General features: G+C 34.6%; 5 protein-coding genes. All 5 read left to right on the forward strand.

From position 1 onward, the window contains the following. Nucleotides 1–9: 9 nt before the first annotated feature. The 5 genes from NJT12_RS15700 (at nt 10) to NJT12_RS15720 (ending at nt 13,374) form a co-directional block, all read left to right on the forward strand. The gene (locus tag NJT12_RS15700; RefSeq protein ID WP_271336868.1) at nt 10–357 is read left to right on the forward strand and encodes a hypothetical protein; all 348 of its coding nucleotides are present in this window, start codon (nt 10–12) and stop codon (nt 355–357) included. Between the two features lie 131 nt (nt 358–488). Then, a complete protein-coding gene (locus NJT12_RS15705; RefSeq protein WP_271336869.1) occupies nt 489–7,358 on the forward strand; it encodes an Ig-like domain-containing protein in 6,870 nt (2,289 codons plus the stop codon). Between the two features lie 196 nt (nt 7,359–7,554). Further along, nucleotides 7,555–9,594, forward strand: a complete 2,040-nt coding sequence (locus tag NJT12_RS15710) for a site-specific recombinase (protein WP_271336870.1) — start codon at nt 7,555–7,557, stop codon at nt 9,592–9,594. Between the two features lie 255 nt (nt 9,595–9,849). Then, nucleotides 9,850–10,881, forward strand: a complete 1,032-nt coding sequence (locus NJT12_RS15715) for a helix-turn-helix domain-containing protein (RefSeq protein ID WP_271336871.1) — start codon at nt 9,850–9,852, stop codon at nt 10,879–10,881. 93 nt (nt 10,882–10,974) lie between these two features. After that, nucleotides 10,975–13,374, forward strand: coding sequence for a TonB-dependent receptor (locus NJT12_RS15720; protein WP_271336872.1), 2,400 nt, complete (start codon nt 10,975–10,977; stop codon nt 13,372–13,374). Nucleotides 13,375–13,505: the final 131 nt, after the last annotated feature.

Raw genomic sequence — 13,505 nt, forward strand, 5'->3', positions numbered from 1 at the left:
TAGATGATTATGAAAAAGGGAAAAGCGCTTGTATACGACAGTCAGCACTGTTTTTCAAGATTTTTGAAGTACGAGTTTAAAAAAGATCTGGCATTTGATGCCTACAAAAATTTTAAAAAATTCGATAATGTAATTGACCACTATACAATTATGTTGTTTGTCATTAATTCAGACAAGGAATTATACGATCTGCTACGGATTTATAAAAGAGGCGTGCCCTTGATTGTCTGCACATTTGATAAAGAGATAAAAACAAAACTGGAAATCATAGAAGATATTCTGTTACTGGATCTTTCCAAAGTAAAATCAGAAATGAGATCACAGTTAAAGTTCTTTATAAATGTTACTTCTAAGTAATAAAAAAATCAAGAATTAGAACATCCCCGGACATAATTCTTTGTTGCAAAAAATTTCCGTTAATGAATTTGTAGTTGGAAGTAAAGATGTCCCAAGCAATCCTATTTACCAAAAACAAATAAATCTAAATTATGAAAAATATAAAATTACTATTACTTTTTTTTGTCTTCCTACCCTTAACAGCAATCGCACAAGGGCTCGATTTTACCACAGTAACCACGCCTGTGTTTTGTGTAAATGATGGTTCGATTACCGTAACGGCTACTAATACAACAGGACGGGTACAATATGAACTGGTAAATTATAAGGCAACAAAAAGATCCGTAATAGGCGTTCCTCAGGATGACCCTGTTTTTCTAAACTTAGCTCCGGGTACTTATACCGTTGGAGTATATGATGATAATAATGCAGCAATCCCAGTCACAAAAGAAGTTATAGTACCAGATTACGGATCCGGAAGTACATTAACCATAAGCAGTATTTATTCTAATCAATTGGCGTATTGTGCTACTGATACAGATCCCGGTTCAAGATTAACAGTTGTTCCCAATGGAGGTAGTACACCTTATACCATAACAGTATTGGATACTAATGATGTTGTCGTGCGAGAAGAAAGCTCATATAGTAGTTATAGTTTTCAGGCAATGTCTCCGGGTACCTATAAAATAAGAGTAAAAGACAATTGCGGAACTGTTGTAAACAGTAATAGCCCTCATGTTATAGCAAGAAATATAGTATATAATTTTACAGTTTCTACACCTATGTATTGGTATTGGGACAATAATGTTAAAGTCACTCATAGCGGTGCAGGAACCATCTGTGATCCTGTTACAGATGCTTATTATGATTTTAGCTATTCGGGAGGAATTCCAGTCATTAAGGGTAATGATGCATTTCCGATATCTCAGGCGCCGGGAATAACCAGAATGTATGCAGTAGAATATGATGGTGTCAAAACACCTTATATGACATATAGCGAGCTTCAGGCCTATAAACAACCTTTGCCATTAGATATAAATACATGGAAACCAATGACTTTATGGGTTTCAATTTGTGGAGTTGAAAAGTCTACTATTTATGATTTTCCTTATCGAAAAAATGAATTTTTACCAAAACTTATTGCAAATGCAGGGTTAACATTTTATTTAGCTGATGATGCCGCAAGTACACTTTGTACTCCAACAGGGTATGTAAAATTATCGAGGTTGTCACTATTTTCGGGTTTTTGTGATCCGCTTACGTTAACCATTACCGAAAAAAATGGTGCAGTGCCTCCACAGCAATATACGATAACAGGAGCAAACCAAAATGACTTTGAGGCTCAGTTAATCATTGGAAATACCTATACCTTAAAGCTTACGGATATAAACGGAAGTGAATTAAACAGGTTTTCCTATGTAAATGTGACAAGAGGTCAATGGATAAATTTGAATTCAAGGACAGAAGTGTTTATAGATCCAGCTAGCTTTCGTTACTATAATCAGGATGAATTACCACTCGAATTAGCCAGCATGGCCGATTTTAATAATTTTGGAAAAAGTCAGCTTGGTATCAAAGCAGATTATTTTATGCCAATGCCTTATAGTGTAGCAGTTACAGGACCCAATGGGTTTTATATGGAGAAAACCTTCACAAAGCTTAATTATAGTGGTGCATTTATTAGCGATAATCTGGAAGTAGGGGATTATTCGGTTCATGTTACTTCGGCAACAGGATGTTATGACAGGACTTTTACCACTACCTTAGACAGGGTAATAAATAGTATTTCTGTTACTTCAACTATTACCCCAGATCCAATTGCTTGCGATCGTTATGTAAAAACGTTTAATTATACAATCAGTAATCAAGGATTATTAAGACCGTATCCCAGCACCAGTTTTGAATCGATGTTTAATGTCCCTCAAATAAGCTTTAAAGTAATTGACGGACCTTCAGGTTATACGCAAACCAATGCAGTAATAGATGGTACTTATAGCTGGTTGATGTCATTTCGTTCAACAGCGACAGCAGTTTTTAAAGGAGATATTACAGGACTTTATAAAATAAATCTTGTAGATTATAATACGCCAGCAAAAGTATTTGGCGGACCATGGGAATTAGATGTAAAATCAGAGTTTCCGGTGTTTGATATGAATGGTTCAGGAGGTGCAATTTGTGCCGGATCTACAACCGGAACATTGAGTATTGTAGTTAAAAATGCCACATCTCCGGTGTATTACCTAAAAAAAGCAACTGATACCAATTATCCTGCAACAGGACAAAGTTCGCCTGATTTCCCTAATCTTACCGCGGGTGATTATATGGTAAAAGTAGAAACAGCGTGTTATCCAACAGCTTTAGAAGCTTCTTTTAAGATGGACTACATCAGCAACATAGGAAGTGTTATAACAGGAACTAATGTTTTATGTGATACAGATTCACTAAATTTATCTATTAAATCAATAGGTCCAATAGCAAACGCAATATGGACATTGCCTGATGGAAGTACTCAAACTTCAAATAATTTGGTAGTAACTAATCCTCAAGCCGGAGAATATTCGGTAAATGTTACCACACGTTCGGGTTGTACCGTTACAGATAAGATTGAAGTAAAAGTAAAGCGACGATCAGTAGCAGCAGATCAGATGCCGATGCATCCTAAGACATGTAATTTAGGAAATGAAATGTTATTATCAGCTTTTAAATATCCTAATCCAACTACAGGTAAAATGTACAATTGGTACAGTTCACCTGAATTAGGAGCAGAGAATTTGATTTATAGCGGAAATTCATATTACAGATTTACTCCCACAGAAATTAAAACCTATACATTTTATGTTACCGTAACAGATGACGAAGCGTGCGAAAACTTACCGGGTACAGCTGCAGAAGTTACTCTGATGGTTATTCCGGAGCCTCCTGTACCTAACGGAGATGCGATTCAGAAATTCTGTAAAGAAACAACTCCTCTTGTATCTGATTTGGTAACTGATGCACTCGTAGATATAGCCTGGTATGCCACTCCAACAATAGGAGACGCGCCAATTCCTATGAATACGCCTCTAGTCGACGGGCAATTGTATTATGCAGGTACTTTGTATGGAGGGGAATATTCCTTTGGTTGCGAAGGAAAAACACGATTAGAAGTAATGGCACAATTAAATGACAGAGCCACTGCTGCTGACATTACAGGCCTTAGCCAGTCAATTTGTAAAGGACAAAGTGCTGATATCTTTGTTATGTCAAGTGTTGTAAATCCTGTATTTACATGGTATAGTGACGCTGCTTTGACAAACGTAATTGCCACAGGAGAAAATTATGGTGTAACCCCAACCGAAACAACAACATATTATGTTACTGTACAAGGAGATGATGCCTGCGAAAATCTACCGGGTACGGCCAAAGAAATAATTATATCAGTAAACCCCTCACCAATGATACCAACAGGACCTGACACTCAGGAATTTTGTGCAAGTGCAAACGCAACGGTTGGTGACTTAATGACTAACGAAACGGGTGTAGTTTGGTATACAACACCCTCAGGAGGTATAGCTTTACCAGCTATTACAGCTTTAACCAGCAGAATATACTACGGTGAATTACAAAATGGTACATGTGTAAGCGATTCACGACTCGAAGTAACAGTCAATATTAATCGAAATGCTGTTGCAGCAGATATTACAGGTGTATCTGGTTTAACTTTATGTCCTGGAACATCTGCTGAAATGATAGCTCAAACTACAATAAGTAATCCGGTTTTTACCTGGTATGATGATGATGCCCTGACGAATGTTATAGGTACTACTGATTATATTATCTTAGGACCATTGGTTACAACAAGCTATTATGTTACGGTGAGTGGAGATGGTATCTGTGCTAATACACCAGCTACAGCCAAAAAAATTACACTTACTGTAAATCCGAATCCGGAGACACCTACAGGAGATACAAATCAATCTTTTTGCGGAGCAGCTACTGTTGCAGATTTAGTGGTATATGGGACTAATATTCAATGGTATGATAGTGCAGAATTCGGAAGGTCTATTTCACTAAATACACCGTTGGTTAATGGAACAACTTATTACGCAGCATCACATGTTTATCCGTTTTGCGAAAGTGAAATTCGTCTTGCTGTAACAGCAGGAATCTATCCTCCTCTGATTGTAACACCACCGGCTCCACAAATAGCAGGTAATCAATGTACTTTTCCAGGTATTAATTTTGATAGTAATAGTCCGGGAACTACTTATGTCTGGAGGGTTGATGATTGGAGTATTGGTTTAACAGATAATTGGACTTCAAGTCCTAATATGCCTTCTTTTAAAGCAGTTAATACAGGAACAGCACCGGTAACTGCAATCGTAACAGTATATCCAATTGGAACCGTATGCGGAGCAGGATCATTTACGTTTACTATTACGGTAAATCCTGATATAATTTTGACACAACCGGATGATAAAAAGGTTTGTAACAATAAGACGGTTTCAGAAATTATTTTTGAAAGTAACATAATAGGAACAACCTATAGTTGGACTAATGACAATCCTAAAATTGGATTATCTGCTATTGGTACAGGAAACATACCTGCTTTTATAGCGACTAACGATGGGAATGTTACAGAAATTGCGACTATTACAGTAACACCTTTTGCAGATGGCTGTACAGGTACGCCTGTTGTATTTACTATTGAGGTAAATCCCGAGGGAGCTATAAATAGGATCGAAAATCAAACAATTTGTTTGGGAGAAACAGCTTCATTAAATGCCAGTAGTTCTAATGTAATCAATCCTGTATTTACCTGGTACAGTGATGCCGCTTTGAAAGATGTTTTAGCTGTTGGTGCAACTTATAATGTCTGGCCTTTAGTAACAAGTGTATATTATGTAACCATTAAAAGTGATCATATATGTGAAGGTGCAGGTATGCCAGTAACGGTGATTGTAAATGAAACAGTACCACCAACAGGAAATCCTTCGCAAGAATTTTGTTCAGATGAAAATGCTACAATTGCCAGTTTAATTACCAACGAAAACAATGTTATTTGGCACGATGCAGCAAACGCAGGAAATATAATTCCATCAGGAACAGCTTTGGTAAACGGAACAATTTATTACGGATCTTTAAAAGTGGGATCATGTGAGAGTACAACACGTTTGGCAGTAACAGCAGTAATAAATAATACGGAAACGCCAACAGGAAATTCTTCGCAAGAATTTTGTTCAGATGAAAATGCTACAATTGCCAGTTTAATTACCAATGAAAATAATGTTATTTGGTATGATGCTGCAAATGCAGGAAATATAATTTCATCAGGAACAGCTTTGGTAAACGGAACAATTTATTACGGATCTTTAAAAGTGGGATCATGTGAGAGTACAACACGTTTGGCAGTAACAGCAGTAATAAATAATGCGGAAACCCCAACAGGAAATTCTTCGCAAGAATTTTGTTCAGATGAAAATGCTACAATTGCCAGTTTAACTACCAATGAAAATAATGTTATTTGGTATGATGCTGCAAATGCAGGAAGTATAATTCCATCAGGAACAGCTTTGGTAAACGGAGCAATTTATTACGGATCTTTAAAATTGGGAACTTGCGAAAGTACAACACGTTTGGCAGTAACAGCAGTAATAAATAATGCGGAAACGCCAACAGGAAATCCTTCGCAAGAATTTTGTTCAGATGAAAATGCTACAATTGCCAGTTTAACTACCAACGAAAATAACGTTATTTGGTATGATGCACCAAACGCAGGAAATATAATTCCATCAGGAACAGCTTTGGTAAACGGAACAATCTATTACGGATCTTTAAAAGTGGGATCATGTGAGAGTATAACACGTTTGGCAGTAACAGCAGTATTAAATAATGCGGAAACCCCAACAGGAAATCTTTCGCAAGAATTTTGTTCAGCTGAAAATGCTACAATTGCCAGTTTAATTACCAATGAAAACAATGTTATCTGGTATGATGCAGCAAACGCAGGAAATATAATTCCATCAGGAACAGCTTTGGTAAACGGAATAATTTATTACGGATCTTTAAAAGCTGGAACTTGCGAAAGTACAACACGTTTGGCAGTAACAGCATTTGTTAAAACTGATTTACCGGGAGAAACTATTGGTTGGAATACCACAGCATGTGCGGGAGATGAGGTAACGTATAGAACCACAGCGATTATGTCTCATTATAACTGGATTGTTATAGGAGGTCTAATTAAATCAGGAGGACAATTAAATGATGATTTTGTAACGGTTACATGGACAACAGCAGGAAATGGTTCAGTAGGAGTAGAGTTTATCAATGCTTCTAATTGCAATCCAATTGTAACGATTCATTTTCCAATAGCAATAACAGTTTGTTCAGATATCGCGATAGGGAAAGCAGTGAACAATCCGACACCAACGATTGGAGAGCCCGTAATTTTTACTATAACAGCTACTAATATCGGAACGAGTGATTTTCAAAATATAAGTATTAATGAAATGCTGCCATCAGGATATAGTTATGTAATAGCAACCACAACATCCGGTAATTATAATAATACGACTGGTGTCTGGAATCTTCCGGTTTTAAATGCAGGAAAAACTGAAACGTTGACACTAACAGCAAAAGTATTAGAAACAGGAGATTATCTTAATATAGCTTTTTTAAGTTCATCTACCCCTGTAGATCCTAATCCGGACAACAATCGTGCAGAAGCAACTGTTGTTCCTACGGAAATAGTGATTTATAACGCAGTTTCTGCCAATGGAGACGGATTAAATGATTACTTTAAAATAGAAGGATTACAGCATTATCCGGAAAATACAGTAGAGATATATAATCGCTGGGGAGTTAAAATCTATGAAGCCAATGGATACGGATTAAATAATAACGTTTTTCGAGGTATATCTGATGGAAGAACAACAATAAAAAAAGGAGAAGTAGTACCAGAAGGAACCTATTTTTATATCCTGCGATATAAAACAAATACAGGATCAGGAATAGAAAAAAGTGGTTATTTATATGTTAATTAAAAAGTGATATAATTAAATCATCAAATAAAAACTGTCCGGAGAATAATTTCCGGACAGTTTTTTTATCTAATATTCTTTTCCACAGAACCTATAATCAAGAATTATTTTAAATGTCTTAATTCAATACTTTTTAAACGTTTTTAAATAAAAAGAATGTGTTTATTTGTACAAAACAGTGATAATTAAATTTGATAAAATGAAATTGAGGAGAAAACCAAAGATGACATTAAAATATTTTTTCGAAAAAAACTTTAATGACGAACAGTTATGGAAATCTAAAATAGAAAATATAGAGTTGCTGGTAGAATTGGTAAATTTAATTCGTCCTAAAAAGCCAAAAAAAATAACAGAAGTCGATTTGTCCCAACTGATTTATCTGCTTCAGGAAAATCCAAATTATCGTGACGGATTAATGGATTGTATCCGTACTAATTTAGAAAATAAAAAGTTTAATAAAATCCTTTCTGACGCAGGTATTCTCCAGGATGCAAATTTCTTTTTTGAAGTGCGCAAGAGAATTTTTGCCAAATTAATTCCAGAGCAGCCGGAAAAAGATACATTGCAATTTATTCTAAATCAGGTATTTTTTTCTAATACAGATTTGTTATGGATCAGTAAAATACCTCAGGAGCAAGTCCTCCAATTATTTTCTCTCTTAAAATTTCATTCTATTTATGGAGTCAGAGACGAAAATTCAGCATTTAATGAACTGGTTTTTGCCATGGAAGTTATTACTTACCGCATTTGCGGATCTGCGATGGAAACAGATGTAATACGAATGGTACCAGAATATGAAAACCTCGAAAGTCCTTTTATTGCCTTTCAGCGTGAATTGTTGCTAATGAATGAGAAACTGATGGCGTCAGCGGATAATGCCATCAATGAAGAAGATTTAGGATATAAACAACTGATTATCCTGCACAAACAATGCACAGATTATATCGAAACAGCCTTTAAAAACAGTAATAAATTCGGGATTTCGCTGCATGTAAACCAAAGTTTGTTGCGAATTCGCCAACAGCTTAACCGCCTAAGATCCCTATTACCGCTTTTAATACAAGGTAATGAGGAAGACGCCAAAAGAAACACGATTTACCTCTCTTATAAACTGATTAAGTACAACTGCGATAAAAACAATATCCAGAAACTAATTAATGAGAGTACCCAGCTTTTATCTTACGAGATTACCCAACATACAGCCAATACAGGAGAACATTACATTACAAACAGCCGAAAAGAATATTATAAAATGTTTTTTTCAGCAGCCGGTGGTGGTTTTATTGTTGGGATACTTTGTATTATCAAACTCCTTTTAGGAAAAGTACACGCCAGTGGTTTTGGTCATATGTTTTTGTACAGTATGAATTATTCGATAGGCTTCATCATCATTTATATTCTTGGGTTTACACTGGCAACAAAACAGCCGGCAATGACAGCTTCTGCATTGGTAAGAGCTTTGCAGGAAGGTTTCAAGCAAAAAGTGCAGGACAAAAAAGAATACAAGTACAAAGAGTTTGCTATATTTTTTGCAAGGGTATTCCGCTCCCAGTTTATCGCCTTTGTAGGTAACGTAATCATTGCCTTTCCGGTTTCATTATTCGGAATCTGGGCTATTGATCAAATTTTTCACTATAATATTGCTCAGGAAAAATCCGCAACTTTAATCAATGATCTGAATCCTATTTATTCTCCTGCAATTTTGCATGCCGCTATAGCCGGGGTTTTTCTGTTTTTATCAGGAATCATTGCAGGTAGTATCGCCAATCGTGACAAACACAACCATATTTACTATCGTATTCAGGAACATCCATTACTTAAATTGAGTTTAGGAAAAAAGTGGACGAAAAAATTGGCTTCACTGTATGAAAAAAAATGGGCAGGGATTATTTCTAACTTTTGGTTTGGTGTTTTTATGGGAAGTACCGTTTTTATTGGGATTTTCTTTGGATTAAATATTGACATCAGGCACATTACTTTTGCCAGTGGTAACTTTGCTATGGGTTTATATGGCGCCGATCTTTATGTTACCAGAGATGTGTTTTTATGGTCAGTTTTAGGTATTGGACTTATTGGTTTAGTCAATTTCACGGTTAGTTTTAGTTTATCACTTGGGCTTGCATTTCGTTCCAGAAATATTCCGCTCTCAGAGTTAAGACAAGTGGCAAGAGCAATTTGTAGATATTTTAGAAGTAAACCGTTGCAGTTCTTTTTTCCGCCTAAGAATAATGCTGTATAAGTAATAACATTTATTGTTTTATTTATAATGTAATGCTTGGTAAAGATTTAATATGTGCCTTTAGGTACTAAATATCGGTAGGCATTAATTTCAAGTGCCGTAGGTACGTAAAAAAACGACAGCTATTGCATATGCACGGCACGCTAAATTAATTACAATGAGCAAGACAAAATAAATTGTCATTCCCATCAGATGAATCAGTTTTAAAAAACTGTATATTTGATTTTAAGATAGTAAAAAAAACACTTTTGTTCTATGAATTTGGATAATCAACTAATGTTCTTTTTTAGTGCTTTAGGAGCTTTTAATGGTCTTTTGCTCGCTGTATATTTTGCATTTTTTGCGCAAAAGAAACAATTTTCAAATTACTTTTTAGCGCTATTGTTATTTACATTAAGTATTAGAATCATTAAATCTGTATTTTTTTATTTCAATCCAAATCTGTCCGGCATTTTTATTCAAATTGGTCTTTCAGGCTGTATTCTAATAGGGCCGTTTCTCTATTTATACCTGAGAAATTGTATAACAAACAATGCAAGAAGATGGGGATTTCATATTTTTCCGTTTCTGTTGAGCATTACGATTTTGGGAATTATTTATCCTTATGTTGAGCACAGCGCGGTATGGAGCAAATATATAGTGTGCGGTATTTATGTACAATGGCTCCTTTATATCATTGGATCTTTTAGATTTGTAAAACCTGCATTTCAAAAACTTATTCAGAAGAAAGAAAAACTGACCAGTATCGATATCTGGTTATTGAGTATTTTCGTTGGCGTATTTTTAATTTGGCTTGCCTATAATATTGCTTCTTACACTTCTTATATTGTGGGAGCGATTTCTTTTTCTTTCGTACTTTATCTAATGATATTGCTTTTTGTTTTGAAAATTAAAAAAAACACTTCATTTTTTGAAGAAAAAGAAAAGTATAAAAATAAAGCAATAGATCACACGACTATTGAACAGATTACCCAAAAAATAAATATCATAAAAGACAAAGAACTCTATCTAAATCCAAACCTGAAACTTTCTGATACCGCAAAAGAATTAGAAGTTTCCCAACACAACTTATCCCAATTTTTAAATAATAATTTAAACATATCCTTTACGTTATTTATTAACGAATTAAGAATCGAGAAAGCCAAAGAATTATTGTCACATCCTAATTTATATACTATCGAAGCTATAGGATATGAAAGTGGCTTTAAGTCGAAATCTACTTTTTTTACAGCATTCAAAAAAATAACCAGCCAGACCCCTTTAGAATTTCAAAAAACAAAAAGATAAGTTCAGTATTATAAATCAGAACTTATCTGGTGTGTTTTAAGACATCCAGGCTTAATGAATTATGCATATTTGCTTGAAATTTAAAAGTAAAATATGCACAAATCAAAGATCAATCGTTTATTATTTATTGTATTTATCTTAAGTAATACAGTAGCTGCACAGATCAAATTTTCAGGAAAAGTTACTACATCTGAAAAGAGTCCTTTAGAATATGCAGAAGTTATCCTTTTTTCAGAAAATTCTATCGCCCTTATTAATCGTCTAACAAATGAAAAAGGGGAGTTTGTTATAGAATATCAAAAAGGAAAGTACAAATTAGAAATACGTCAGTTCAAGGAAATTTTTTATACAAAAGAGATAGAACTGACTTCAGATTTTGATGTGGGTGCAATAATCGTGAATGTTGCAAACGTGTTAGAAACCGTTGTAATTTCTAAAAAGAAAGAAGTCGTAGAAAGAAAAGTAGACCGACTGGTTTTTAATCTGGAAAATACGATTAGTGCTGCCGGAGGTGATGCACTCGATGCACTAAAAGTTACGCCGGGACTACAAGTCCGGAATGAAAGCATCACCATGATCGGCAAAAGTTCCATCAGGGTTTTGATAGATGGTAAAATGCTTGAAGTGGGAGAAGAGGAACTGGCTAATTTACTGAGATCCATTTCAGCTGATAACATCAAAAGCATCGAGGTAATCACAACGCCACCAGCCAAATATGAAGCCAGTGGAAGCAGCGGATTAATTAATATTAATTTAAAAAAAGCTAAAAAAGATTCCTGGAGCCTTTCCTTAGGGAGTGGTTATTTACATCGATCCGAAGATGGAGAAGGAGCAATGACGAGTAATTTTGTGTACAACAAAAATAAGCTTGCACTGTCCTCTTCATTGAATTACAGAGAGGGTGGCGAATCTTTTGATTATCAGGACGACATCTATTTTCCGGATCAATTATGGAGGACTGGTCAGGAATTTAAAAGAAATTACAAAAGGATAAATACGATTCTTGGGCTTCAGTATCTGGCAACATCCAAATGGGCTTTTGGTTTTCAATACATGGGTAATTTTAATAAAACAAGTGGTGACAGAGAGACGAAATCAACAGTTTATGAGAACAATGCAAGTACAAGTTTTAATGATATAATAGCGTTTACAAATTCTTCGCAAAAGCCGGAATTTAATTCAATGAACTTCTTTAATGAGATTAAACTTGATTCTGTTGGAAAGAAAATAGTTTTGAATCTGGATTATTTTAAATATTCGAATACGGATACAAGACCTTATGAAGGAACTTCGGAAATAATCAGACCGTACGATTTTAAGTACTTTAAAGGAATTAATAATAACAATCAGAAAACTAATAATTTTTCAGGTAAGATAGATGTTGACTTGCCTGCAAAGTTTATAAATTGGAGTGTGGGAGGAAAAATTTCAGTTTCGAAGACCAATAATGATATTTCTTCTTTCAATAGCGGACTGGTTTATAACCCGGTGACAGATCTTCTGCTAACGACTAATAAATTCGATTATAATGAATATATTCAGGCCTTTTATTTTTCAGGAAATAAAAAATTTGAAAATAATATTGAAGTTCAATTTGGGACAAGATTAGAAGCCACTCAGACAAAATCTTATGACGGAAGTTTAAAGCAAACCGTAAGTAACAATTACACGAAATTTTTCCCCTCAATTAATATTTCATATTCCCCTCAGGAAAATTCAACATTTAGATTTGGTTACAGCAAGAGAATAGGCAGACCTAATTTTATGGAATTGAACCCGAATGTAACTTACGTTAATCCGTTTCTAACTGTTGAAGGCAATCCTTTTTTGAGACCTTATTTTATAGATAATTTCGAATTAATTTATTCCTATAAAAAACTCGAAAGCAAGCTTTATTATAGCATAGAAAACAATATGTACAATCAAATAGGCCTGCCGGATTCAACAACTTATCTTGTTCGTCTGACCAATAGAAACATGTTTAATGTAAAAAGATACGGAATCTCAGAACTTTATATTTTCGATAAATTTGACTGGTGGACGAGTAACAATGTGTTTGTTTTGAATTATTTAACTTCAGAAACTATCGATATACCGGCAAAAGGCGTAGACGGTTTTTATTCGACCTTTTCAACCAATAATGACTTTGTTTTAAACAAAACCAAAACGCTCTTGTTTAATTTTAATTTCGTGGTAATGCCTGTTGGGACTTATGGAGTAAACAGACTCGAATCATCAAGTTCGACCGCACTTTCTGTTCAATATTTAGTATTGAATAAAGATTTAAGAATTACACTAAAAGCAAATGATATTTTCAAAACAGACAAAATGAGATTCAACTCAACGGTAAACGGTGTTTATCGGGATTCTAATTATTATTTTGATTCCAGATACATACAATTGTCCTTGAATTACAGATTTGGCAACAAAAATGTAAATGTAGGAAAAAGAGAAGCCGGTAATGTTGATGAAAGAACAAGAACAGGAAATTAATTAAAAAAATTAAGAGATATAAAGAGGTTGTCTGAAAAGACGACCTCTTTCTTTTATTATACTAGTAGATTTACAGAGTGTTTCTTGAAAAATGTAAATTTGGGCTAAAATGGTCTTCTATAAACTTTTCT

Origin of the sequence: Flavobacterium azizsancarii (genome assembly GCF_027980145.1) — a bacterium.
Lineage (GTDB): Bacteria > Bacteroidota > Bacteroidia > Flavobacteriales > Flavobacteriaceae > Flavobacterium > Flavobacterium azizsancarii.

Bases quoted from the DNA above. Each gene is read 5' to 3' on its own strand.
- NJT12_RS15700 (WP_271336868.1), top strand. From the start codon at position 10: ATGAAAAAGGGAAAAGCGCTTGTATACGACAGTCAGCACTGTTTTTCA.
- NJT12_RS15705 (WP_271336869.1), top strand. From the start codon at position 489: ATGAAAAATATAAAATTACTATTACTTTTTTTTGTCTTCCTACCCTTA.
- NJT12_RS15710 (WP_271336870.1), top strand. From the start codon at position 7,555: ATGAAATTGAGGAGAAAACCAAAGATGACATTAAAATATTTTTTCGAA.
- NJT12_RS15715 (WP_271336871.1), top strand. From the start codon at position 9,850: ATGAATTTGGATAATCAACTAATGTTCTTTTTTAGTGCTTTAGGAGCT.
- NJT12_RS15720 (WP_271336872.1), top strand. From the start codon at position 10,975: ATGCACAAATCAAAGATCAATCGTTTATTATTTATTGTATTTATCTTA.